The organism is Acinetobacter sp. BHS4 (assembly GCF_018454425.1).
GTDB classification, from domain to species: domain Bacteria; phylum Pseudomonadota; class Gammaproteobacteria; order Pseudomonadales; family Moraxellaceae; genus Acinetobacter; species Acinetobacter pittii.
Genome location: NZ_CP075323.1, coordinates 2,140,908 through 2,164,993 on the forward strand (window position 1 = coordinate 2,140,908; position 24,086 = coordinate 2,164,993).

The 24,086-nt window shown below is 38.8% G+C and carries 22 protein-coding genes; 9 read left to right on the forward strand and 13 right to left on the reverse strand.

The window, feature by feature from the left end; all coding sequences use genetic code 11:
- Positions 1 to 67 precede the first annotated feature (67 nt).
- Positions 68 to 754, reverse strand: coding sequence for a hydrolase (locus tag KIP84_RS10235; protein WP_001043290.1), 687 nt, complete (start codon positions 752 to 754; stop codon positions 68 to 70).
- Between the two features lie 196 nt (positions 755 to 950).
- On the opposite strand from KIP84_RS10235, the gene KIP84_RS10240 reads away from it, so the two are divergent.
- A complete protein-coding gene (locus KIP84_RS10240; RefSeq protein ID WP_005802433.1) occupies positions 951 to 1,841 on the forward strand; it encodes a LysR family transcriptional regulator in 891 nt (296 codons plus the stop codon).
- Positions 1,842 to 1,890: 49 nt separating this feature from the next.
- On the opposite strand, the gene KIP84_RS10245 is transcribed toward KIP84_RS10240, so the two are convergent.
- On the reverse strand, positions 1,891 to 2,631 hold the full coding sequence (locus KIP84_RS10245; RefSeq protein ID WP_213688399.1) for a GntR family transcriptional regulator: 741 nt from the start codon (positions 2,629 to 2,631) through the stop codon (positions 1,891 to 1,893).
- A gap of 400 nt (positions 2,632 to 3,031) precedes the next feature.
- On the opposite strand from KIP84_RS10245, the gene KIP84_RS10250 reads away from it, so the two are divergent.
- Both KIP84_RS10250 and KIP84_RS10255 read left to right on the forward strand, forming a co-directional pair.
- Complete coding sequence (locus KIP84_RS10250) at positions 3,032 to 4,501, forward strand: NCS1 family nucleobase:cation symporter-1 (protein WP_199112354.1); 1,470 nt, start codon at positions 3,032 to 3,034, stop codon at positions 4,499 to 4,501.
- The gene (locus tag KIP84_RS10255; protein ID WP_199112353.1) at positions 4,498 to 5,232 is read left to right on the forward strand and encodes an aspartate/glutamate racemase family protein; all 735 of its coding nucleotides are present in this window, start codon (positions 4,498 to 4,500) and stop codon (positions 5,230 to 5,232) included. Before KIP84_RS10250 ends, KIP84_RS10255 begins: the two co-directional genes overlap by 4 nt.
- 67 nt (positions 5,233 to 5,299) lie before the next feature.
- Here KIP84_RS10255 and tauD read toward each other — a convergent pair whose 3' ends face one another.
- Genes tauD through tauA form a run of 4 tightly spaced genes read right to left on the reverse strand, consistent with a single transcriptional unit; the run spans position 5,300 to position 8,900 of the window.
- Positions 5,300 to 6,181, reverse strand: coding sequence for a taurine dioxygenase (tauD, locus tag KIP84_RS10260; RefSeq protein WP_199112352.1), 882 nt, complete (start codon positions 6,179 to 6,181; stop codon positions 5,300 to 5,302).
- 8 nt (positions 6,182 to 6,189) lie between these two features.
- Positions 6,190 to 7,059 carry a taurine ABC transporter permease TauC gene (tauC, locus tag KIP84_RS10265; protein ID WP_163049825.1) on the reverse strand — a complete coding sequence of 290 codons (870 nt, stop codon included), beginning with the start codon at positions 7,057 to 7,059 and terminating at the stop codon, positions 6,190 to 6,192.
- Positions 7,056 to 7,850, reverse strand: a complete 795-nt coding sequence (locus tag KIP84_RS10270; protein ID WP_213688400.1) for an ATP-binding cassette domain-containing protein — start codon at positions 7,848 to 7,850, stop codon at positions 7,056 to 7,058. Before KIP84_RS10270 ends, tauC begins: the two co-directional genes overlap by 4 nt.
- 9 nt (positions 7,851 to 7,859) lie before the next feature.
- On the reverse strand, positions 7,860 to 8,900 hold the full coding sequence (gene tauA / locus KIP84_RS10275) for a taurine ABC transporter substrate-binding protein (RefSeq protein ID WP_213688401.1): 1,041 nt from the start codon (positions 8,898 to 8,900) through the stop codon (positions 7,860 to 7,862).
- A 441-nt stretch (positions 8,901 to 9,341) separates the two neighbouring features.
- Here tauA and KIP84_RS10280 point away from each other — a divergent pair, with 441 nt between their 5' ends.
- Entirely contained in the window at positions 9,342 to 10,526 is a 1,185-nt protein-coding gene (locus KIP84_RS10280) for a hypothetical protein (RefSeq protein ID WP_213688402.1), read from the forward strand.
- Positions 10,527 to 10,587: 61 nt separating this feature from the next.
- Here KIP84_RS10280 and KIP84_RS10285 read toward each other — a convergent pair whose 3' ends face one another.
- From KIP84_RS10285 to KIP84_RS10300, 4 genes are all read right to left on the reverse strand, one after another.
- On the reverse strand, positions 10,588 to 12,054 hold the full coding sequence (locus KIP84_RS10285; RefSeq protein ID WP_005069766.1) for an MFS transporter: 1,467 nt from the start codon (positions 12,052 to 12,054) through the stop codon (positions 10,588 to 10,590).
- A gap of 194 nt (positions 12,055 to 12,248) precedes the next feature.
- Positions 12,249 to 13,640: an LLM class flavin-dependent oxidoreductase gene (locus KIP84_RS10290; RefSeq protein ID WP_213688403.1), complete on the reverse strand. Its 1,392-nt coding sequence runs from the start codon at positions 13,638 to 13,640 to the stop codon at positions 12,249 to 12,251.
- A 177-nt stretch (positions 13,641 to 13,817) separates the two neighbouring features.
- The gene (locus KIP84_RS10295; protein WP_213688404.1) at positions 13,818 to 15,113 is read right to left on the reverse strand and encodes an acyl-CoA dehydrogenase family protein; all 1,296 of its coding nucleotides are present in this window, start codon (positions 15,111 to 15,113) and stop codon (positions 13,818 to 13,820) included.
- Between the two features lie 136 nt (positions 15,114 to 15,249).
- Positions 15,250 to 16,068, reverse strand: a complete 819-nt coding sequence (locus KIP84_RS10300) for a hypothetical protein (RefSeq protein ID WP_087400512.1) — start codon at positions 16,066 to 16,068, stop codon at positions 15,250 to 15,252.
- Between the two features lie 643 nt (positions 16,069 to 16,711).
- Between KIP84_RS10300 and KIP84_RS10305 the strand changes: the two genes are divergently transcribed.
- From KIP84_RS10305 to KIP84_RS10325, 5 genes are all read left to right on the forward strand, one after another.
- Positions 16,712 to 18,157, forward strand: coding sequence for a cytochrome ubiquinol oxidase subunit I (locus KIP84_RS10305; RefSeq protein WP_213688405.1), 1,446 nt, complete (start codon positions 16,712 to 16,714; stop codon positions 18,155 to 18,157).
- Positions 18,150 to 19,157, forward strand: a complete 1,008-nt coding sequence (gene cydB, locus KIP84_RS10310; RefSeq protein WP_086376588.1) for a cytochrome d ubiquinol oxidase subunit II — start codon at positions 18,150 to 18,152, stop codon at positions 19,155 to 19,157. The genes KIP84_RS10305 and cydB overlap by 8 nt, the downstream gene beginning before the upstream one ends.
- Before the next feature lie 14 nt (positions 19,158 to 19,171).
- The gene (locus tag KIP84_RS10315; RefSeq protein ID WP_000749813.1) at positions 19,172 to 19,306 is read left to right on the forward strand and encodes a hypothetical protein; all 135 of its coding nucleotides are present in this window, start codon (positions 19,172 to 19,174) and stop codon (positions 19,304 to 19,306) included.
- A gap of 93 nt (positions 19,307 to 19,399) precedes the next feature.
- Entirely contained in the window at positions 19,400 to 20,818 is a 1,419-nt protein-coding gene (locus KIP84_RS10320; RefSeq protein WP_213688406.1) for a PLP-dependent aminotransferase family protein, read from the forward strand.
- A 101-nt stretch (positions 20,819 to 20,919) separates the two neighbouring features.
- Positions 20,920 to 21,837 carry a LysR family transcriptional regulator gene (locus tag KIP84_RS10325; protein WP_213688407.1) on the forward strand — a complete coding sequence of 306 codons (918 nt, stop codon included), beginning with the start codon at positions 20,920 to 20,922 and terminating at the stop codon, positions 21,835 to 21,837.
- Between the two features lie 54 nt (positions 21,838 to 21,891).
- Here KIP84_RS10325 and madM read toward each other — a convergent pair whose 3' ends face one another.
- Genes madM through mdcH form a run of 3 tightly spaced genes read right to left on the reverse strand, consistent with a single transcriptional unit; the run spans position 21,892 to position 24,084 of the window.
- The gene (madM, locus tag KIP84_RS10330) at positions 21,892 to 22,653 is read right to left on the reverse strand and encodes a malonate transporter subunit MadM (RefSeq protein WP_002114328.1); all 762 of its coding nucleotides are present in this window, start codon (positions 22,651 to 22,653) and stop codon (positions 21,892 to 21,894) included.
- Between the two features lie 43 nt (positions 22,654 to 22,696).
- Positions 22,697 to 23,098 (reverse strand): malonate transporter subunit MadL, encoded by a 402-nt coding sequence (madL, locus tag KIP84_RS10335; protein ID WP_002114391.1) that lies wholly within the window; start codon positions 23,096 to 23,098, stop codon positions 22,697 to 22,699.
- 53 nt (positions 23,099 to 23,151) lie between these two features.
- Positions 23,152 to 24,084, reverse strand: coding sequence for a malonate decarboxylase subunit epsilon (gene mdcH / locus KIP84_RS10340; RefSeq protein WP_213688408.1), 933 nt, complete (start codon positions 24,082 to 24,084; stop codon positions 23,152 to 23,154).
- Positions 24,085 to 24,086: the final 2 nt, after the last annotated feature.

The window sequence follows — 24,086 nt, forward strand, 5'->3', positions numbered from 1 at the left end:
GCATATCTGTATTAATATCACTTAAATATTGAATACTAGACATGCCTTTACCTAAATCAGTAGTGTTTTATTTTGCAGGAACTGGTGCAAGTACTTCATGTTTTGATGTTGTACGCTCAGGTGCCTTATGTACCATCGTATAGGCATAGTCCACACCCATACCGTAAGCACCAGAGTGTTCACGGACAATCGCCATAACTGCATCATACGTATCACGGTGTGCCCAATCACGCTGCCATTCAAGTAATACTTGTTGCCAAGTTACCGGAACAACACCAGCTTGAATCATGCGTTGCATGGCATAGTCATGAGCCTCTTTCGATGTACCACCTGAAGCATCCGCGACCATATAAATCTCATAATCCCCTTCAAGCATCGCACCAAAAGCAAAGGTGTTGTTGCACACTTCAGTCCACAAACCTGAAACAATCACTTTTTTACGATTATTTTTTGCAAGCGAATCACGTACTTTTTGGTCATCCCATGAATTCATTGAAGTACGCTCTAGTAATGGAGCATCTGGAAATACGTCTAAAAGCTCTGGATAGGTATGACCAGAGAAGCTTTCCGTTTCAACCGTGGTAATGGTGACAGGAATATTGAATGTTTTAGCTGCTTTTGCTAACCCTACAGTATTATTCTTTAATACTTGGCGATCTATTGACTGTACCCCAAAAGCCATTTGTGGCTGATGATCAATAAAAATAACCTGACAATTGGTTGGTGATAGTTGTTCTAAAAGTGATTTATTCATGGGTAAACTCCATTATTCCTTATGAGTAATGCATTAGAATTGCTTACTGGTTATTATGAAAACAGATAAAAATGTAAAAGCATAGACAGCAAATCACCACGAATCTGTATTCTGTACGAATACAATCAAAACAATGATTGCTTTTTAATTTTTATAGTTTAATCATTGATATATATTTTTTACCTTTCGCTTATCCATGGATCGATTAGACTGTATTTCCACTTTTGTAAGTGTTGTAGAACATGGGAATTTTAGTAGCGCAGCCAGAGCACTCGATATTTCTCGTGACTTAGTTGCCAAACGTGTTTGCTACCTCGAAAACGACCTCAGAACCACACTTTTAACTCGAACAACAAGACAGATGAACCTCACCTCTTGTGGGGAAAAGTTTTATCAACATAGCAAAGTCATTTTAAGTGAGTTCGAATGGGCTGCATATGAAATTAGCTACAATCAGCAGTACCCTGAAGGCGAACTCAAGCTCAATACACCAATGTCTTTTAGCAACATTTTTCTTCAACATATCATTTCGGACTTTATAGAGAAATATCCGAGCATCAAAATTGATTTATTCATGACTGATCAGCTATTAGACATGAATAATAATAAATTTGATTTAACCATTCGTGTAGATGGCTCTCCTCCAAATTTGGCAAATAGTAAAATATTAAATACCTATCAACGATATTTGTATGCAACACCTGAGTATTTTAATCAGCATGGATTGCCAGATTCATTAGAAGAACTTAAAGAACATAAGTTTCTAATTTACTATCAGGATAGCCGACATAAGAAGTTGATCTTTCAAAAAGATCAAAAAGAAGTGTCCTTTAATTGCTTCCCTGTGATGACCTGTAATAATGGTGAATTATTATTAGATATGTGCTTGAAAGATCACGGTATTGTTTTTCTTCCAGAGTTTATTGCAGAGCCTTACTATAAAGAAGGTAAATTACAAAAATGTTTGGAAGACTACACCAGTCAACCGCTTCACCTATATGTCACATGGCCAAACCGTAAGATTTTATCGAAGAAAGTAAAACTATTTATTGATTTTTTAACACGTCAAATCGTTCCTATAAAATAACTAATCCGGGCCTTTTCCATAGGAAATTGGCCCATGATTTTCAGTTAGTTTAAATGGTTTCAATCTTCTTATTTTTAAATAAATTTAATAAATTTTGCTCTGCTGTTGCTGTGCTGTCTTCTTCAATAAAGGTCGTCGCGTAGTGTTCTAAATGCTCTTCCATCAATTGAGTGGCTCGTTTTTCATCGCCTTGTTCAATCGCATCTAAAATTGCACGGTGTTCATCTGCCGAACAATTATTATGTTTTGGAATTTCATATAAGCCAATTAATAATGAAGTCCTTGCAATAAGCGTCTGCAAATAACTGGTCATAATCGTATTTTGATTTGCTTCAATCAGCTTTAAATGAAATTGCCCCGATAGCTTAATCCACTCGGCCCAATTGCCAGCTAAACGCTCATGAGACTCTTGATCTACTAAGCCTCGAAGCTCACTAAAATCTAGGTTATGTGACTTTTGAGCGAGCTTTTTTACAGTGGCGATTTCAAGCATGCTGCGTGCTTCAAAGACCTCTTTTGTCTCATGAGCGCTATGTTTTGCGATGAGTGCCCCACGATTGGGCTGAATTTCGATGACCTTATCATGGGCAAGTTTTACGAAAACACGTCTTAACACTCCTCGCGTTACACCGAATGCTTCACACAAAGGTGCTTCTACTAAACGTGCGCCAGGGGCAAGTTGCCTATTTAAAATAGCATCTACAATTGCGTTATATATATGGTCATCAATTTCATCATTGCTCATTTCTAAGGCTTTTTTTGGTGCATTCGATGGCATTGATTTCTCCATTTTTATTAACGCCTCCTCTTTTTAAAACTTTATCTAATAACTGTAGTGTAAGTTTAACTTAACCTTTTGGGAATATTACTCTCATTTCCACAGCAACTATGTGCTGCTGAACAATTCAAAAATAAACCTTAAAATATCAACTTATACACCTAAATTTATTTACTTTTTATAAAAAATTAAGCACTTATCATTTTATAAATCTGTCTCTTCATATTCCAAAATCGTATCAAGCGAAATCAATCATCAATACCACATCTCAAGTTTGGCATAACTTTTGCTCAATATAATTGTGCACAATCCAAATATCACATTGTGCACAATTTTAACTTCATTCTTTTAGCCAGAGTTTCAAGCTGCTGAAGAACGTGCCCGCCCAACATAAGGGAAGTGAGTGTTCAAGATGAATAATACCGAAGCAATAATTAAACCTTCTTATGATGCAAAGCTAACAAATCAAGACCTAGCTCCTTTAAAAAAGCAAACTTGGGGCGCTTATAATATTTTTGCCTTTTGGATGTCTGATGTTCATAGTGTCGGTGGCTATGTCATGGCTGGGAGCCTTTTTGCACTTGGGCTAAATAGCTGGCAGGTACTTTTATCTTTACTCATCGGCATTGCCATAGTTCAGTTTTTTACAAATCTGATTGCCAAGTCTAGCCAACAAACAGGCACACCCTATCCTGTTATTTGTCGTGCCACTTTCGGTGTGCTTGGTGCAAATATTCCTGCTGTTATTCGTGGTCTTATTGCTGTCGCATGGTATGGCATTCAAACCTATTTGGCCTCAAGTGCATTCTTATTGGTCATTTTAAAGTTCTTTCCAGAATGGTCAGCCTATGCTGATGTTTCAACTTACGGCTTTCTCGGGCTTTCCTATTTAGGATGGGTTGGCTTCATGCTGCTTTGGCTACTGCAAGCGATTGTTTTTTGGTCTGGCATGGACAGTATTCGTAAGTTTATTGACTGGGCAGGCCCAGCTGTCTACGTAATTATGTTTGCGATGGCAGTATGGCTGATCTGGAAAGCTGGCTGGCAAAATATTGATTTAAACTTGAGTGGTGTTCAATACAACGGCTTTGCGGTTGTACCAGTCATGATTGGTGCTATTGCGCTTGTAGTTTCATATTTTTCAGGGCCGATGCTGAACTTTGGTGACTTCTCTCGTTATGGTAAAAGCTTTAACGCGATTAAAATGGGCAACTTTCTTGGCCTACCGATTAACTTCTTAGGCTTTTCTTTACTTACTGTGGTGTGTATTGCGGCAACGCTTCCAGTCTACGGCAAGCTCATTACAGACCCTGTCGAGATGGTTGGAAAACTGGATAACACATTTGTAGTCATTTTAGGTAGTTTGACCTTAATGATTGCCACCATTGGGATTAATATTGTCGCTAACTTTGTTTCACCTGCCTTTGATTTTTCCAACGTTTCACCGAGCAAAATTAGCTGGCGCATGGGTGGAATGATTGCAGCAGTTGGTTCGATCTTCATTACCCCATGGAATTTGTTTAATAATCCTCAAGTGATCCATTACACCATTGATATTTTAGGTGCATTTATCGGTCCGCTTTTTGGCGTATTGATAGCCGATTTTTACCTCGTTAAAAAACAAAAAATTGTGGTAGATGATTTATATACCTTAGATACCAAAGGTTCGTATTGGTACAAAAATGGTTATAACCACTCTGCCTTTTATGCGTTAATTCCAGCTTCATTAATTCCTATTCTCTGCGTACTTTTACCACAACTGTCTGGGCTGGCTAATTTCACATGGTTTATTGGGATGGGATTCGGTTTTGTCATTTACCGATTTCTTAACCAACCGCTTGCCCATGCTAAATCGGCAATGACTAAGGTAAAAGTACAATGAAAATTAAAATTATTAATCCTAATACCACCCAAAGCATGACTGACAAAATTGCTGCATCAGCAAAGATAGTCGCAAATTCTGATACTCAAATTATTGCTGTGAGTCCTCAAATGGGCCCTGCAACAATTGAAAGTTATTATGATGAAGCCCTAAGTGCCATAGGTGTGCTAGAGGAAATTCGCCAAGGTGAACTTCTAGATGTAGATGCTTACGTTATTGCCTGTTTTGGTGATCCTGCGCTTTATGCCGCCCGTGAAATCAGTTCGGCACCTGTGATTGGGATTGCCGAAGCAGCTATGCGAACTGCAAGTTATGTCAGTACTGGTTTTAGTGTGGTCACAACCTTACAACGCACAGTAAATATGAGCTGGCATCTGGCTCATCGCTATGGGGCTACACCATTTTGCAAAAATATTCGAGCTTGTGACATTGCAGTTGAAGAGTTAGAGCTTCCTGACTCAGATGCTTATCGGACCATACGAGATGAGTGCAAAAAAGCACTCGCAGAAGATAAAAGCGATGCAATTGTTTTAGGCTGTGCAGGTATGAGTGATTTATGCCTAAAACTACAAAACGAATTGGGAGTGATTGTTATTGACGGCGTTGCAGCAGCAGTTAAACAAGCTGAAATGTTAGTTCAGTTAAATTTAAAAACCAGCAAAGTTGGTGATTGGGCCTCACCTCCTGTAAAGAACTACACAGGCATATTGTCAGGTTTTGGAGTACGCTAAAGATTTACTGTTTCAATTCCAGCTCAAAACTCAGAGTTGGAATTGAAACGAAAAATAATCAAAAGAATTAAGCCTCTGCTAACTCTGGCTGTTGTTCTTCTTTATAAAATGGCACATCGCCATTAATAGTTGCGCGGTGCATAATTCGATGGGCGTCGCCATAATCAAATAATGCTTTATGTTGTGTGCAACGGTTATCCCAAATCGCGACGTCACCGTCTTGCCATTTCCAGCGTAAATGAAATTGCTCTTGGGTCGCATGTTCAAACAAGAAGTTAAGTAATTGCTCACTTTCTTGCTCGGGTAACTCATTAATGTGTGTGGTAAAACCCTCGCTTACAAATAACAAAGGCTCACCTGTAACCGGATGAGTACGTACCACTGGGTGAACTACTGGCGGGTTACGCTTAAAGGTTTGTAAAAGCTTTTCACGCTCTTCTTCGTTATGGGCAAAACGCTCAAGTGGAAAAGACTTACGAATATCGTGTGTTGCAGTTAAGCCACGCAATTTTTGCTGTAACTCAAGCGGAAGCCCTTTAAAAGCTGCTGTATTACTCGACCACAACGTGTCACCGCCTACAGATGGAATTTTAATGGCTTGCAACACACAACCTAAAGGTGGAGTTTTACTAAAAGTCACGTCTGTGTGCCAAAGTTCATTGTCACGCAAATCTTGTTTCCAACTGTCGAGTACCATCACCTCAGGTACATCTTCAATTGAAGGATAAATCGGGTGCACATGCAACGTGCCAAAACTACGGGCCAAGTCTGCTTGTGCTTGCGGAGCTAATTGTTGCTTTCGAAAAAAAATGACTTGATGATCAAGCAAAGCCTGCTGGATTTGTTTCGTTGTCTGTTCATTTAACGCATTCAAATCAATATCGTGAATAATTGCGCCAATGGTAGGCTTGATCACTTCTATATTTAAGTTTGCTACTACTGTATTCATCTTCTTTACTACAACTGCTGACCATACCAAGGAGAAAACTGTTTTTGTAACCAACGTAAAAACAGCTCAAAACTAACTGCGACAATCGCAATCACAATAATGCCCAGAATCACCGTATCGGTAATTAAGAACTGTGCTGCCGATTGCACCATAAAACCAATACCACGGTCCGCTGCAACCAACTCAGCTGCAACTAATGTTGACCAGCCCACCCCAAGACCAATACGAATACCGGTAATAATATGAGGCAAAGCGGTTGGTAAAATGACATGCCAAAAGACTTGTGACTGACTTGCCCCTAATGACAATGCCGCACGTTCACGATTAAGCTGATGGCTTAACACACCATGCGCACTACTAATAATGACAGGCGCCAAAATCGAGAAGAAAATCAAAAGTACTTTTGTGGTTTCACCAATACCGAACCAAATAACAAGTAATGGCAAATAAGCTAACGGTGGAACTGGACGTAATAATTCAACCAAAGGATCTAGAACAGCACGAACCCATTTGTTCAGCCCCATCCACAAACCCAGCGGAACACCAATCACAACGGCAGCAATCAAAGCTAAAAATACACGAGAAATGCTGGCTGCCAAATGTTGCCACAAAGTTGCTTTCATAAAGCCTTCTTGGCTGACCGATATAAATTTTTGCCAGACTGCCTGTGGACTCGGTAAAAAAAGTTCAGGTACAACATGCAAAGCAGTAATGAGGAACCAGAGTGCAACTACACTTCCCACACTGATTATGCTGACCGCCAAAGTACGATGCTTCTCAAAAAATGATGATAGAAATGAAGCATTTTCTGTTTGCACATTTAACTCAGGTTTAAGCTCTGCTTTGTCATATTCATAGACGTTATCTTTAGTGTTCATGTAGGTAACGCCTCCTTACCGCTTTGTTTTTGTGCCCTTAAACTTTCAAATAACTGTTCTCTGAGCTGAATAAATTGAGGATCCGATTTAATTGAACGAATAGACTCGCCCTGACGATATCGTTGAGCAAAATCGAGGTGTAGAGTTTCTACAATTTTGCCTGGATGCGCTGTCATTAGTACCAGCTGATTGCTGAGTAATAATGCTTCTTCAATGTCATGAGTAATTAAAAAGAAGCTTTTATTCTGTTGAATCCATAAATCGAGCACTAATTGCTGCATGTTTTCACGCGTAAAAGCATCTAATGCCGCAAAAGGTTCATCTAATAAAATAAACGGCGCATGACTGATCAAAGCTCTGGCAATACCAACACGTTGTTTCATACCACCGGAAAGTTCCCAAATATTGGCTTTTTCAACGTGACTTAAACCTACAATTTTTAAAATTGCGTTTACTTGTGTTCCGATCTCTGCACGCTTTAAACCTTTTAACTGCAGAGCGAAGCCAACATTATCTGCAACATTCAACCAAGGAAGTAAGGCGTGATCCTGAAATACAACAGCGCGAGTTACATCTGGTCCAGTTACGACTTCATGATTTACAAGCACATCCCCTGAACTCGGCATTTGAAACCCTGCCAAGATATTAAGCAAAGTTGTTTTACCGCAACCTGACTCGCCTAAAATCACGGTTAAAGAACCTTCTTCAATCGTTAAATTAATGTCTTGTAAAACTGGCTTTTGCTGTTTAGGAAAAGTCAGATGAATATGTTTGGCTTCTAGTACACTCATGACAACTCCTTAAGGCTGCAAAAATGAAGAATTCACATTGCCTTTATAATCGGCTTTCAGTTGATCGACTTTGCCCTGACCTTTTAAGAACTTCGCCGTATCAAAAATATTTTGTGCAAATTCACCATCTAAAGTTTGTTTTTGCTGAGCGTGGTCAAGGTAAATATTTCCACTTAATAAAAGTGGGATATCTTTTGTATCAGAACCTGTGAGCTGCGCAATTTTTTGCACGTTATCGGCATCTTTAACGTAAGCGGCTGGATCTTGATTATATTTTTCAAGCTGCTCAAGCGTAGTTTTAACAAAAGCTTTTAAGAAATCAGGGTTTTTCTCTGCAAAATCTTTACGTACAACCCATAAGTCATAAGTTGGAGCACCCCATTCACCGACTTGTTTCGAGTCAGTTAAAACCGTACCAGATGCTTTAGCTTTACTTAATGCAGGTTCCCAAACATAGGCAGCATCAATATCACCACGTTCCCACGCCGCTGAAATTTCAGGTGGACGCAAGTTAATAATTTTTACTTTGTCTTCTGGAATGTTCCAATGTTTAAGTGCAGACAAAAGGCTGTAATGGGTTGTTGAAACAAAAGGTACAGCAATGGTTTTGCCAATTAAATCTTGAGGGGTTTTAATGCCTGATTTATTACTCACCACTAATGCTTCAGACCCACCAATTTTTGAAGTAATTAAGAATACTTCAATTGGTAAATCACGGCTTGCCGCAGCAGCAAGTGGGCTTGAACCAATATTACCAAGTACCACATCACCTGAAGCAAGTGCATTAACTACATCTGAACCCGCATCAAATTTTTTCCATTGAATGGTACGTTGACTATGTTTTTCATAATCTCCGTTAACCTGTGCAACTTTGCTTGGGTCAACCCCAGTTTGATAAGCAATCACGACAGGTTTGTTGTCACGAACTGAAGCACCCGTATTATTATCTTTCTTATTTTGCCATACGATAAATGCAACAATTGCTACAACCACAATTGCCGTGATAATCAACGGTTTGGTCTTCGTGCTCATAATTTCATGATCTTTCAATAATATAAGCCCATGGTATGCAGCCGGCTTTATAATGAAAAATAAAAAAATATGAGTTGCTTATCTAATTTTTATAAATAACTTTTCCTTATAAGTTTTTATCTTTTGGTAAAAAGCAAATTTTAAGTAAACTTACAGATTAAAATAAAAATTAAAATACTTATATATCAATAATTAAAAACGATATTCACAAATCATATGATGAGAAAAACCTGACAAATGCCCTCTAAGTATTTTATCCTCTCGTATTTGAGCATTTTTATTTTTGCTTATTGCATCCAGAGTTTTGCATCTAATTAATTTTTATTCTTTTATATAAAGTTCAGATTTTATTATCTTTTTATCTTAAATCTTCTGCAAATATTGAGATTTGGGCAAATCTTTTTCTGGTTTATACATGACGCAAATTTAATTTTTATTTTTAAGAGGAGAAAAATTCTTTTGTTTAAACATTCTCAAATTTTGAAAAAAACATTAATTACAACGTCTTTAATTACATTCAGCCTCTCAAGTCATGCAGCGCTTACCTTTGGCAATGCTGAAGAAGGTGAACTTAAAGTAAGTGGTACTGTTCGGGCTAAATATGTTTATGATTTTGACTCTGAACCCTCTACCAGTAAATTTTCTTTTAATGACGCCGTATTATGGCTAGATTACAACTCCTCGAAATGGATTGGCCGCTTAGATTATCGGATTTATGAATATTACGGGCATTTAGGCGATGCCAATTGGCTCACCGATGCATGGATGGGTTATAAAATTAATGACAACAGTAAAATTATTGCTGGCTTAAACCCCGTTCCTTTTGGCTTGGGTCGCTTTTGGGGAAATACTTATTATTTAGGCATTGCCAATAGTGCTGGTTGGGAAGATGTACACAACCTTGGGGTGAAATATGATTTCAATGATGGAATCAATGAAGCACAACTCGCCTTTTATCCTACCGATGGTGGCACCTATAGAGGTAAAAGCAAAGACTCGAGTCGATTTAGTATCAACCCTGTCAATGCAGATGACTCAGTACCAGAAGGCACCAATACTAAAGAAAAGAACTCCATTGTTGTTCGTGGTGCTCATACCTTTAAAAATGTCTTAGGCCAAGAAAATTTCTCTACCCAACTGGGCGCCTCTGCGTGGTATTCCACTATTGAAAACAAGCGTTCAGGGCAAGATGGAGATCGCCAAGTCTATTCGGTTTTTAGCAATACCAATTATAATCAATGGAATTTACAGCTTTTGGCTGGTTATCAAGACATTGATAATGCCGACACTGAATATAAAGACCACCTAACTTTGGGCGGTTTCGATTATTCATTTAACTCGGCAACCAAAGGTCAGATTTATTCAGCCGAACTGAGCTATTTATTTCCTCAGCAATTTGGCCCTATTACCTCTGTTCGTCCATACCTAAACTATAGTTCTTATCGCAAAGAGCAAGATGGCTTTAAAGACTCCACCCGTTTTATTCCGGGTATTGCGTTTAATTATCAAAAATTGACGGTACAAGCCGAGTTGCTGATGGGTAAACATGACCCATATTTAGGCGATAGCGAAGGCCTTGCGGCTGGTGGAAGCAATGATAAATGGAACAAAAAAGCGTTTGTGATTTTTGCTTATTACTTCTAACTCCAAGAACAAAGGCCAACAATTGTTGGCCTTTGTTTTCATTTAGATATCTATTTTTACTCTAGTCGATTACAGGTGAATTATTGAGAGGAAGTTCTGTTTTATCTTCATCAATAACATCGACATCTTGGGCGGTAGGCTCAAACTTAATCAGCAATCCAATCACAATTAAAGGAATAAATGCAAAGATAGAAATAATCAGGTAAACATCGGTTTTATATCCCGCCATCCAGATTGGTAAAACAAACAAAGCGATTGCTTGAGCAACACCCGTTACTGCACGGTTAAAGCCAACACCAACGCCACGAATCGAAGCTGGATAAGCCATGGTTGGATAAACCATCATTTGTGCCCCTGGCCCAAAGCCTTCGGCAAAAAGCCATAAACCGAGCATGCCAATTGCGGTATAGAGTAAAAAGCTATTACCGGGTTCACCAATTAATGCTAAGGTAATAAGGGCTATAAATTGGAGTAAAAAGCCTGTAAGCAACACATGACGAGATTTAAATCTGCTAGCAACAAATACGCCTAACAACCCGCCCGTAAATGCAAATAGTAAATTGAGTCCGAGCGTTGTAGTAATCGTCGTCAAGACATCGGTATGAAAGAAACGCGTTAAAATAGAAGGTAAAAAGAAAGCAATGGTCGTGTACTGAAATGCCACCGAAATGTGAATCACAATTGCCACAATCGTTCTTGGTAAATAGGTTTTATTAAATAAAACTGCAAAACCCTCGCGCTTTTTCTTTTCAGCAGTTCTTTCTACTTTTTCAACTGTAGCGACTGCATTAATTGCATAGGATTCTTGTAGAACTTGAGCTGCCCCTTTTAAATCGCCTTGGTTTGCAAGCCAAATGGGTGACTCAGTTAAATATTTACCGCGAATAAAAATAATGAGTAACGCTGGCACTGCTCCAAAAATTAAAGATGCTCGCCATAACCAGTTGCTATGCTCAGGTGGTAAAAGAAAATAAAGTGCCAGAACTAGACCAAAACACACCGAAGAAGCGGCATACCACATTGGGCACCATGCAGCTAAACGCGCTGCCTTATTGCTACTCCCGTTAAATTTTGAAAACTCAGATAAGTATGACATTGCAACAGGCAAATCGATACCAACACTAATCCCCATAATAAATCTGGCTAAAATCAAAACCCATACATTCGGTGCAAAACCAGCAACAATTGCCGCAATAACAAAGAGCACCATGTCTGCCATGAAGACTCGATAACGGCCGATTTTATCTGTCAGCCAACCACCAATCAGATTACCTACAATGGTTCCGCAGACAATTGCTGAAGCCACCACACCAGTCATGACAGGGCTTAAGGAAAATTCTGAGATAACTTGCTCAATACCGAAAGAGAGCGTTGTTAAATCATAGGCATCAATAAACACGCCAATTAGTGCCAACCAAATAACTTTATTCGATTTACCCTTCCCTGCAAACTTGGAAATTAATTGTGAAACATCATCGGGAGATTTAATTTCATAACGATGGTTATGATCGAGTTCTTGTGTGCTCACTTAATAATTCCTAAACTTTAATAACAGGAACAAAATAATGATTATTCATATAATACAAAAACAAATTAATCTGATGTTTTAATCTAAATTATAGAATTATCTTTTCATTATTAACTCAGCAATAAAACCGATATAAAAAGACAAAATAAAAGCTGGTATTTAACCAGCTATTTATTTAAAGGCTTCCTAAAATATTAACTCGCCTCAGCAAGTTTTAACTCTTTTAGATTACGATATTTTGCACCGCGGTGATTTTCAGGCAAATATGGCCCGGCACCAAATAATTTTTCTCTTAATGTTCCTTGTGCATAAGAGGTTTGATATACCCCTCGTTTTTGCAACTCTGGCACAATAAACTCAACTACATCGGCAAAGGTTTGATGCGCCAAAATATAGGCAAGGTTAAAGCCATCGACATCTGTATCTTCAACCCATTGCTGTAGAGCATCCGAAACGGTTTCTCCCGAACCCACTAACACAGGCCCATTACCGCCTAAGCTGTTCCAGTTTGCAATTTCTTCAATGGTCCAAACACGCTCTGGATCTGCATTTACATAAGAATCTAATAAAGATTGAATGGCGTTGGTTTGAATATATTCAACTTTATCGGTGGGTTGATATTGTGAAAAATCAACACCCGACCAGCCAGATAGCAATGTTAAAGCGCCATCGTAGCTTCCATAGGTTTGATATTCTTTAAACTTAGCCTGTGCTTTTGCATCGGTTTCATCAGTGACAATCGACAAAAGTGCATAAATTTTAACTGAGTACGGGTCGCGGCCTTCTTGAGCCAATTTTTGGCGAATGCCCTGTACCACTTTTTTAGTGGCAATTTTAGACGGCGCCGCTATGAATACGCACTCGGCATTTTGACTGGCAAACTTCTGCCCGCGTGAAGATGCACCTGCTTGGTAAAGTACTGGTGTTCTTTGCGGTGATGGTTCACAAATATGGATGCCCGGTACAGTAAAGTATTTACCTTCGTGCTGAATTGGATGCACTTTTTTATGGTCAGCAAAGATACCGCTTTCACGGTCACGAAGTACCGAACCTTCTTCCCAAGAACCTTCCCAAAGTTTGTAAAGGACTTCTAAGTATTCATCAGCAATATCATAACGATTGTCATGATTGACCTGAGTTTTCAGGCCCAAGTTTTTCGAACCACTTTCCAAATAAGACGTCACGATATTCCAACCCACTCGCCCTTTGGTTAAATGGTCTAGCGTGCTAATACGCCTAGCAAAAGGATAAGGATGTTCAAAGGAAATCGAAGTTGTGACACCAAAGCCCAAATGCTTGGTGACTGCGGCCATCGCTGGCACAATCTGTAGCGGATCATTGACCGGAACTTGTACTGCACCGGTTAAGGCATGTTCAGCACTTTGATGATAAACGTCATAAATACCAAGCACATCTGCAATAAAAATACCGTCAAAAAAACCACGCTCAAGAATTTGTGCTAAATCTGTCCAATATTCTAAATCTTTATATTCAACAGATCGATCTTGAGGATGTCGCCATAATCCAGGAGATTGGTGGGCAATACAATTCATTTCAAAAGCATTAAAACTAATTTTCTTAGTCATAAAATATCAACCAGCATTTTATTTAATTTTTATACTAAAGCAATTTTTACATTTTCTTTATAATATATACCCCAAACAAAATATGATTTTATTCTAATAGATTTTTATAATTTAATTTTAATAATCAAAATAATATTAAGCCGCTAAAAATAGCAGCTTAATATCTAAAACTATAATTTATTGTTTATCAACATTCCCTATTCGCCATTGATACGGTGGTAATGTGCCGTTCACACTAAAATCACCGACAATTCGATTTTTAAATACTCTCGGGTTATGTGAAGATAAAGTTCGTACATTACGCCAGTATCGATCTAGGCCTAAATCTTTGTCTGTTGCAGAAGCACCTAAAGCATCAAATAAAATTGTAGAAGCATTTAAAATTAGATCGGTAATGACCGTTTGAGACTGCGCACTTTCAAGTTCGGCAAGTGCATTTTGCTCTTCTTCAAGCTGCTCATTATTTTGAAATGCAGCCAAATAAGCACGTTGCAAGCTTTGTGCAACTTTTTCAACAATCGCTCCTGCACTGTAAGCCGCGCCACGGATTTGACCTACGACTTGTAAAATTTGCGGATCCTGTTTTACAAATTGAGCATTTGCATGCGTGTAGTTTCGGGTACGTTTAGCAACAGCTTGAGAAACATCATAGGTTGCAGCACGTCCTAGACCTGTAATGATTGCGAGTTGAACCAGTTGGTAGTAAGCCGCTGAATATTTAAAACGGTCATCATCAGGTAAAATTTCAGTTTCATCGACCAACACATCATGGAAATATGCTGTACCACTCGCGGTGAGTTGCTGACCAAAGCCATTCCAGTCATCAACAATTTCGACACCTTCATCTTCACGGCGAACAACAACGGAGCCAGACTCACCCTTTAAATCTGTTACACCAACATCCACCCAGTCTGCATATAGACTCCCTGTGGTGTAATATTTTTTACCCTTAACGCGAATTTTTCCTTCACTGTCTCGATACAAATGAGTTTCGAACTGATCAATTGACTCTTTCCCACCTTCAGACCATGCACTACCGACTGTTTCCCCATTTGCAATTCGGCTAAGCCAACGCTGTTGAAACGCTTTGTCTTTACTTACCAAGACATCTTCAGTGAAACCAAAATGTACACGCAAAGCTTGCGGTAAGTTTGAATCGGCCTCGGCAAGTTCAATGAGCAATGCAAATAGTTCAGGAATGGTTGCATCAAAGCCCCCCTGAGCTTTGGGAAGTCTTAACCGTGTAAAACCAATATCTTTAAGCCACTGAAGTTGTTCATAGGGCAAAATATGCTGTTGCTCACGAATTAAAGCCCCTTCTTTAATACGGGCAAAAGTTGGTCTGAAATTTTTTGCCAACTCATCATAACGTTCTGAAGGCCCTTCTCCCCACACGCGAGAAATGATTGAAGCCTGACTAAGTGCTGCATGCGTTAGTGAACCGAGATGATGCTCAAAATTTAAATTTGTCATGTAAGTAAAACCAATAATTGCTTTGCTTTTACCATAAAATATTTATTTCACATGAAAACGATTATTTTTTTATAACTGTATTCATTCTTTATATAAGCCCCCCAAGCACAAACATAAAAAGCTCATCTCTCAAGCCCTAAGATAGCTCTTTTTGTCTAATGCTCTGCTGGCTTTGCAGAAGTGTTTGTATATATTCTGAATAGACAGATAATTTTTCGAAAATATGCTCCGAATAAAACATATCATCAATTAAATGTGTCATTTGAGATGTCGTGAAAGTGTCACACAGCCCTACCAACTCTGCGTTCATTTGAGCAAATTTCGCGCATAATTTGACATAAGTTTCATCTTTATTTTTGAATAATAATTTCCGCATTTCTAAGCTATTTAGGTTTTTTAAGTCATCATCTTTTGTGGTTTTAATCCAATAAATTTTGACTTTTAAAAATTGCTCCAATGCTTTTAAATGCTCGACATCTATCTCTAAACTCGTAATTAAAAAAACGGTAGAGAGATCACTTCGGCATAGTGCCTTGATTAAGCTTAGATAAATAAATTCGACTTCATTAAGCTCTGCAAGTTCCAAATCTATATAAATTTTTAGACTTTCTAAAACGTCATCTACTTTAAAGAGTACTTTCTTTTCAGCTTGGTAATATTTATTAAGAATAGAAAGCACAGGCGCAGTTGCAGGCGTTGTATAAATAGCGGCCTTGTTTAAGTTAGCAAAAATAAATGGTGAAAATAGATAGGCCACACTACTTTGCTGTGCCTCAATATGAGATTGAATTAAATATACAGTTTCAGATTTAGAAAAGTCTCTGAGTACTTTCGCTCTTAATAAAGTAGCTTCAAAATTAACGTAGGTTTGCTCTAATTGAGCCAATATAGATACAGGAATAGGCTGATTTTTAATAATTTTATGCAGGACATTGAGTTGAGAAGTAATAAACATTTTTTAACATCCAAGCTATTTTAGAAGAGCTACACTTAAATCAGGTCTTTAATAACCTACGTAACAACCAGACCTCACGCAAAACAACAAGGGAATAAAAAAGAAGAAATTATTCTGCACTTATTACCCAAAGTCGCATTCACTGTATTTTGAAGAGTGATTTTGGCCATTCGTAAATCTTGTTCATTTATTTTGGACTTTTGAAGAATGGATACATAGCTACAGATAATTGAAAAAAAACTATAGCACACCTCATGTCTGCTGCAGACTGTTATAGTTTTATGAAAAATTTCTGTATCTACATATACAAAAATAGTAAGTGCATGATTAAGGAAACTTCTTAAGGTAGGTAGTTTTCATGAGACGATCTATTGCATATCGCCAGATATTTCATCAATGTTTCAATGCAACATGCTTTTTTACAAATGCAACATCAAGCATAAACTTTATTAATAGATTGAGAACAATCAATCAGTCTATTCTCTTGAAATATCAAGCAATTATATTGCTTAACCCTGTTGGCATTTTACTTGCTAAGAACATTTATCACAGATGCAAGTTTAATCGTCAGAATACTTTGTTGCCTGAAAATAAGTATTTAACTCATTTAACCATCATCAGCTAGTTTACAGGGGGAAAGTTTATGAGCCTCGGTCTAACCGCTCTAGAATTAGCGCGAATACAATTTGCTTTTACAGTATCCTTCCATATTATTTTTCCGGCCACCTCCATCGGTCTTGCGTGCTTTTTAGCAGTGTTAGAATGGAAATGGTTAAGAACCCAAAACCCGATTTATAAAGATCTATTTAAATACTGGATTAAGATCTTTGCCGTTGCCTTTGGTATGGGTGTGGTCTCGGGCGTGGTCATGAGTTACCAGTTCGGTACGAACTGGAGTGAATTTTCACGTGTCGCCGGAAGTATTACTGGCCCTTTACTTACCTATGAAGTCTTGAGTGCCTTCTTCTTAGAAGCAGGTTTCTTAGGCATTATGTTATTTGGTTGGGGACGTGTTGGTCCTCGAGCCCATTTCTTCGCAACACTTATGGTTGCCATCGGAACATGTATTTCCATGTTCTGGATTCTATCTTCAAATAGTTGGATGCAGACACCTCAAGGCTTTGCCATCGAAAATGGCATTATTGTGCCAAAAGACTGGTTTGCAATTGTCTTTAACCCATCCTTCCCTTACCGCTTTGCCCACATGGGTGCTGCCGCCTTTTTGGTTTCATCATTATTGGTCGTCGGAACATCTGCATGGCATTTAGTAAAAGGCCGTCGTGATGAATTGGTGAAAAAATCGTTCTCGATGGGTCTCTGGATGGTGCTTGTGACTTCATGTTTACAAGTGGTAATTGGCGATAACCACGGTTTAAACACCCGTGAACATCAACCAGCCAAACTTGCAGCAATGGAAGGACACTGGGAAACCAATCACAATGAGCCGATGCCATTATTGCTATTTGCAATTCCAGATATGAAAGAAGAACGTAACCACTTCGAAGTGGGTGTTCCTTATTTGGGTAGCCTAATTTTAACGCATAGCTTAGATGGCCAAGTGACAGGCTTAAAAGATTTCGCACCTGAAGATCGTCCAAATTCAACGATTGTTTTCTGGAGCTTCCGTGTGATGGTGGGTCTTGGTGTACTCATGGTCACTCTATCTTTAATTGCGCTTTGGTTACGTAAACGCGGGAAACTCTATGAAACATCTTGGTTCCACAAATTTGCTTTATTAATGGGCCCAGCAGGTTATGTTGCATTACTTGCAGGCTGGGTAACCACTGAGGTTGGCCGTCAGCCATGGGTGGTGTACGGCATTATGCGAACTAAAGATGGACTTTCACATACGGTTTCCGCAGATCAGGTCGGACTGAGCCTGTTTATTTTTGTGGTGGTCTATACCATCGTTTTTGGTAGCGGTATCTACTACACCTTAAAACTAATTAATAAAGGCCCTGTATTTATCGATACACCAACTATTGAATCTGGTGGTGTTGGACACTTTAAAACACCAATGCGTCCACTCAGTGCTGTCGATGAAAACATTGACGATAATCAAAAATCTGGGGAGAACCGTCATGATTGATCTTTCTTTAATATGGGTCGGTATTATCGGTTTAGGTGTCATGATTTATGTGGTCATGGATGGCTTCGACTTAGGAATCGGAATTATGTTCCCCTTCATTAAGAACAGCCAAGAACGTGACGTGATGATGAATACCGTGGCTCCTGTCTGGGATGGTAACGAAACGTGGATGGTTCTCGGTGGTGCTGGTCTATACGCAGCATTCCCACTGGTCTATTCAACAGTTTTATCAGCACTATATTTACCGATCATTTTCATGGTCATTGCCCTGATTTTCCGTGGAGTTGCTTTTGAATTCCGTTTTAAAGCTCATCGAACCAAACACCTTTGGGACTTAGCTTTTATTTGGGGTTCAGTTTTAACCAGCTTTCTTCAAGGGATTATTTTGGGTGCTTATATTCAAGGGATTAAAACCGAAAATGGTATTTTTGCTGGTGGGTCTTTTGATTGGCTTTCCCCGTTTACGATCTTTACAGGTGTTGGCGTAGTTGCCATGTATGCCACTTTAGGCTGTGGATGGCTTATTTTAAAAACCGAAAAAGGTTTGCAGCAACGTATGTATGAGCTTATGCCAAAGCTGATTATTGCACTGCTCATTATTTTTGGTGGCGTAAGTTTATATACGCCGTTGACTCATCCTGAAATTGCAGATCGCTGGTTCTCTTTACCAAATCTGTTCTATTTTAGCCCTGTGCCTATTTTGGTCTTATTGTTTGTTGGTCTGATTTTATCGGCATGTAAAAAACAGGATCATGACCTCAAACCATTTGCATATACATTGGCCCTCGTTTTCCTTGCATTTACTGGTTTTGTAATTAGTTTATGGCCTTATATTATTCCGCCATCAGTCACCATCTGGCAGGCTGCAGCACCTCATTCAAGCCAAATGTTTGCTCTGGTCGGTGCGCTTATTTTGATTCCAATCATTATTGCTTACACCATTGTGTCTTACTGGGTATTTAGAGACAAAGTCCGTGTAGGTGATGAAGGCTATCATTAAGTATGGAGGGTTTTATGAAAAAGTCATCAGTTAAACTCAATCAAACCCAATGGTTTATTCTACTATGGCTCGGTGGTTTTTTAGCCTTAGCTGTGATTGCGGGTTTGTTTAAAGTGATATTGATTTATGCAGCCCCTTACTTAAAGTAATTCCAACTTTCTAAACAAATGCCGTTTGTAGATTCTGCAAACGGCATTTATTATTGATTCAGTGCATCTTTTTTTATTTCGTGCAGCTCATACATGTATAAATCAGAACAACTCGCTCATAGCATTCGCCAACTCATTGAAAGTGGCACTTTAAGTGCGCATGAAAAATTACCGTCATTGAGAGATCAGGTACAACGCTCTGGCTTTAGTTTAATGACCGTAATGAATGCTTATCAGGAGCTTGAATCACAAGGTCTGATCTATTCAAAAGAAAAATCTGGATACTTTGTTGCCGAGCAAATTGCACTAAAGCCACTCGAGCAATATTCAGTTGTTTCACTGAACTCTAAAATTGAAATTAATTCATTAGTTTTTAAATATCTTAAGTCAATCCAACACGAGTCCGTCGTACCTTTTGGTTCAGCTTTTCCAGACAGTCAGCTTTTAACAGCCCCCAAACTCATTCAAATTATGGGGCAACTTGCGCGCCAAAGACAAAGTTATGACCAGACCACGAGCCTACCGCCAGGCAATTTAGCCTTAAGAAAACTGATTGCTCAGCGCTACTGTATGCAAGGCATACAGACTGATCCAGATGACATTGTCATTACATCTGGAGGTTTAGATGCATTGAACCTTTCGCTACAAGCTGTCGCTCAACCCGGCGATTATATTTTATTACAGCAAACTGTGTTTTATGGGGCTTGGCAAGCCGCCGAGCGTTTAGGGCTTAAAGTGATTACCATTCCTGAACATCCTCAGCATGGTTTTGACTTAGAAGCTTTTGAACAGGTCATTCAAACATATCCAATCAAGGTGTGCTGGCTCATGCTGAATGCCCATAACCCGATTGGTTTTACAGTCAGTGATGACATTAAATATAAAATTGCTAAGTTGCTTCACGAACATCAAATCTATTTAATTGAAGATGATGTGTATGAAGAGCTTTTTTATGGTGGCCAAAAACCACTTTCAATGAAGTATTTTGACCAACAAAATCTGGTGCTTCACTGCTCTTCTTTTTCTAAAACATTAGGTGCAGGTTTTCGGGTTGGTTGGGTCTATGCGGGTAAATTTTCAGATCATATTCAACACTTGCAACTCATGAGCACCATTTCAGTAAATGCTCTCATTCAAAATGCATTGGTTGAGTTTTTGTCTCATCATCATTATGAAAAGCACTTGCGTACACTTAGACTTTCACTTGAGCGTTATAAAAAGCAGTTTTATCACTATTTAAAGCAGCATTTACCGAGCTCTTGCGAAGTGTATTACTACCCAAGTGGCTATTTTCTATGGATCAAACTCCCTAGTACGTTAGACAGTATGCAAGTTTATGAAGAGTTGATTCAGCAAGATATTGGCGTTGCGCCAAGCCCTCTGTTTAGTGTTTTACCTGCACAGCAGCATTATTTGAGAATTAACTGTTCTTTTGAATGGAACACTAAAATTCAAAGCGCATTAAATCAGGTTATTAAAACCATTCAACAAAGAGTTGAAGCAAGCCTCTAAAGAAATGCTTCGACCTAAGCACAATTTTATAGACTTTATTTTGTGGTAACTTTATAGCTCAAATCTATAGTTTTATAGGGAAACAGGTTCAAAGGATTAATATGGAAATTGATGAAGAACTCACCCTTAAAAAAATACAGATTTTTTTGGCTTTCATGCGCTGTGGAAATTTGTCTAAAACAGCCACAGAAATGCAGTTAAGTAATGTCAGTGTTCATAAAGCCTTACACTCTTTAGAAAGCGCTTTACGTTGCCCTCTTTTTAAAAATGAAGGCCGTAACCTCATTCCTTTAAAAAGTGCTTATGTCTTTGAAGAACGCGCACAAAAAATCGTACAAGATATCTTTATCACCGTAAATAAAACCAGAGAAGCCGCTGGCTTTGCAGCTAAGGTTTTACATTTAGGTTCTCTTTATTCTTTGACAGTAAACACAATTCCAAATGTGATTAGCGGTCTTAAGCTCAGACGTAGTGAGCTTGATATTCAGCTGTTGCTGAGTTCAAATCAGGACTTGGTGAAAAAGCTTAAAGCAACTGAGCTGGATGCCATTATCGTTGCTTTAAATGAAACCACTCAAGATGATAAATTTGAAATTTTGCCGATGTTTTCAGACGACATTTTTCTGGCAGTTAATAAAGATTCAAAATATGCCGATTTTAAAAATATTGATTTAAGCCTTTTAAAAGAAGAAACTTTTTTAACTTTAACTAAGGGTTTTGCAACTCATAACGACAGCGACATCATTTTTAAAAAAGCTGGTTTTTCACCTAAAGTTGCTTTACAAGTCAATGATATCTTTACCCTAATTAGTATGGTCAGCTCAGGCGTAGGTTTTGCACTATTACCCGGCCGTATTTCTGCGGTTTATGAAAGTTCAGTTAAACTTATTCCACTAAAACAGCAATATCATATGCAGCAAGAAATTGGTCTGGTCTTTTTAAAAAGTAAAGAACGCGACCCAAACTTACTTGCTCTGATTGCTGAATGTCGAATGTTTGCCTCTAATTTTAAAAGATAAATATCGGCAACTTATTAAAGAATAATGAGTTGCCGTTATAGGATTTTCAAAAATTTATCCAAAAATCGCATTAACCGTTAAGAAAAAGACAGAAGGTCCAAGTAAGCACCCTAGTCCTGTATAGAAGGTTGCAACTAAAGCGCCATAAGGTACCAATCGTACATCTGTACCTGCCAATCCCGCAGCTGTACCACTGGTTGTTCCTGCCAAACCGCCAAAGACCATGGCAGAGCGTGGACTTTTTAGATACATAAATTTAGCAAGCAGCGGCGTACCGACCATAAAGAAAACTGACTTGATTAAACCAATTGCAATAGAAAGTGCGATGACATCAGAACTCGCGCCAATTGCAGTGCCAGTAATTGGACCTACAATATAAGTCATTGCGCCTGCACCGATTGTTGTCATCGAAATTGGATCTCGATAGCCCATAACCCATGCAACCATAACCCCAATTGCAAAAGGCACAACACAACCAAGCATTAATGCAATTAGACCAATTTTGCCTGCTTTCTTCACTTCTTTCACATCAACTTCAAATGCAGTTGAAGCAATCGCTAAATCACGAATCATGGCTCCGCCCAACAGCGCAAAACCAGAAAAAATAGCGATGTCAGAAACGCCTTTGGTTCCTTGCGTATAAACCCCTGCGAAGTAAGCAACAACCAAACCTAAAGTAATCGCGATTGCAGAACTTTGTAATTTTCCCTTCGTCAAATATTTTGAGAGTAGATGGGAAACGAACATCATTAAACCCGTTACGGCAAGAGCAGTAACTAATGCATTTTTTGATAACACAGCAATTATAGCGTCCATCATTTAAATCCTTTTTGATTGAACTTTTTGTAGTTTATGTTGCTTAGGCTATTTTTTCCTTGGATTCTATCGTCCATTCATAGGTTTCATAGTCGCCACTAATTCTATTTAAATAACGGATGACTAAAACCGTGCCGATTAACGATGCAATAGAGACAATCAGTCCTAACATGCCCCCTGATAAAGCGGCAACCACATTTTGACCTGCTGACATCGCAACTACGATCGGAATATACATACCTGACCAATACAAGACGCCAAATTGTGTGACTTGAGGTAAGTAACCTTTTTTTGCCAATAACTCTTTAGATAAGATTAACAGAATCATCGAAATAGCCACTCCACCGACATTGGCTTTAACGCCTAATACCATGCCTAAGGTGTTGCCAAGATAGTCACCTAATAAATGGCAGATCGCTAATATTGCTGTTCCATAAATAATCATTGTAAATCCCTCATATCCTTGGGTTATTACTCAATTTTTAATTTGTATTGTAATTACAAAGAAGCATTATTTTCGTTTTGCATTGCCAATTGAATGCTGTCTAAACGTGTTCCCTGAAATGACAATACAGTTCCTTCTTTAAACGTTCGATGTGCAAGTGTAGTAAGTACCGTTCCCGGCAAAGCTTCGATCTGTAACCTCACACCTCGCTCCCATGCAGCTTGGATGGTACTTTCCCAATCTATAGTTCGACTCATATTAAAAGCCAAGTCATCACCAATCTGTTCTGGCCTGCTAAGCGTACGAGCCGTTGTACCACTTAAATATCGTATTTTAGGCTGCTTTAAAGTCACTCCCTCCATAGACGCTGCAAGTTGCTTTGCTTGCTGACTTAATAATTCACAGTGCGATGGCACCGATACATCTAATTTTTTTGCCACCACGCCTTGTTGCTTTGCCAAAACAGCAACTTGGTTCATGGCTTCAAAGCCTCCTGAAATAACGATCTGGTTATATGCATTAATATTTGCGACAAACACCTCTGGCGTTATTTCATAAATTTGTTTGACCCATGTTTCAACAGCTGCACAGTCTGTACCAATTAGGGCCATCATGCCATAGCCTGTTGGATAGGCGTTTTGCATGAGTTCACCTCGATAGGCAACCAAACGAACGGCATCCTCAAAGGCTAAAACTCCTGCTACAACCGCAGCCGACCATGCGCCAATTGATAGACCCGCTACATAATCAGGTGTTAAGTTTTCCGCTGTTAATAAAGCTGAACTCACCACACCTGAAATCAGTAAACAAAGCTGTACTGCACGTGTCGACTGCAATGCAGCCGGGCTATCTAGCATCAAGACATCTTCTTTGAGTGCATCCGATGCACGCTCAAGGTATTCTTTAACTAGAGCGTTTTGAGGTAAGTCGTGCAGCATATTGCTTCGTTGCACACCTTGTCCCGGATATACCCAAATTGAAGCCATGA

Bases quoted from the DNA above. Each gene is read 5' to 3' on its own strand.
- KIP84_RS10235 (WP_001043290.1), bottom strand. From the start codon at position 754: ATGAATAAATCACTTTTAGAACAACTATCACCAACCAATTGTCAGGTT.
- KIP84_RS10240 (WP_005802433.1), top strand. From the start codon at position 951: ATGGATCGATTAGACTGTATTTCCACTTTTGTAAGTGTTGTAGAACAT.
- KIP84_RS10245 (WP_213688399.1), bottom strand. From the start codon at position 2,631: ATGGAGAAATCAATGCCATCGAATGCACCAAAAAAAGCCTTAGAAATG.
- KIP84_RS10250 (WP_199112354.1), top strand. From the start codon at position 3,032: ATGAATAATACCGAAGCAATAATTAAACCTTCTTATGATGCAAAGCTA.
- KIP84_RS10255 (WP_199112353.1), top strand. From the start codon at position 4,498: ATGAAAATTAAAATTATTAATCCTAATACCACCCAAAGCATGACTGAC.
- tauD (WP_199112352.1), bottom strand. From the start codon at position 6,181: ATGAATACAGTAGTAGCAAACTTAAATATAGAAGTGATCAAGCCTACC.
- tauC (WP_163049825.1), bottom strand. From the start codon at position 7,059: ATGAACACTAAAGATAACGTCTATGAATATGACAAAGCAGAGCTTAAA.
- KIP84_RS10270 (WP_213688400.1), bottom strand. From the start codon at position 7,850: ATGAGTGTACTAGAAGCCAAACATATTCATCTGACTTTTCCTAAACAG.
- KIP84_RS10290 (WP_213688403.1), bottom strand. From the start codon at position 13,640: ATGACTAAGAAAATTAGTTTTAATGCTTTTGAAATGAATTGTATTGCC.
- KIP84_RS10295 (WP_213688404.1), bottom strand. From the start codon at position 15,113: ATGACAAATTTAAATTTTGAGCATCATCTCGGTTCACTAACGCATGCA.
- KIP84_RS10300 (WP_087400512.1), bottom strand. From the start codon at position 16,068: ATGTTTATTACTTCTCAACTCAATGTCCTGCATAAAATTATTAAAAAT.
- KIP84_RS10305 (WP_213688405.1), top strand. From the start codon at position 16,712: ATGAGCCTCGGTCTAACCGCTCTAGAATTAGCGCGAATACAATTTGCT.
- cydB (WP_086376588.1), top strand. From the start codon at position 18,150: ATGATTGATCTTTCTTTAATATGGGTCGGTATTATCGGTTTAGGTGTC.
- KIP84_RS10315 (WP_000749813.1), top strand. From the start codon at position 19,172: ATGAAAAAGTCATCAGTTAAACTCAATCAAACCCAATGGTTTATTCTA.
- KIP84_RS10320 (WP_213688406.1), top strand. From the start codon at position 19,400: ATGTATAAATCAGAACAACTCGCTCATAGCATTCGCCAACTCATTGAA.
- KIP84_RS10325 (WP_213688407.1), top strand. From the start codon at position 20,920: ATGGAAATTGATGAAGAACTCACCCTTAAAAAAATACAGATTTTTTTG.
- madM (WP_002114328.1), bottom strand. From the start codon at position 22,653: ATGGACGCTATAATTGCTGTGTTATCAAAAAATGCATTAGTTACTGCT.
- madL (WP_002114391.1), bottom strand. From the start codon at position 23,098: ATGATTATTTATGGAACAGCAATATTAGCGATCTGCCATTTATTAGGT.
- mdcH (WP_213688408.1), bottom strand. From the start codon at position 24,084: ATGGCTTCAATTTGGGTATATCCGGGACAAGGTGTGCAACGAAGCAAT.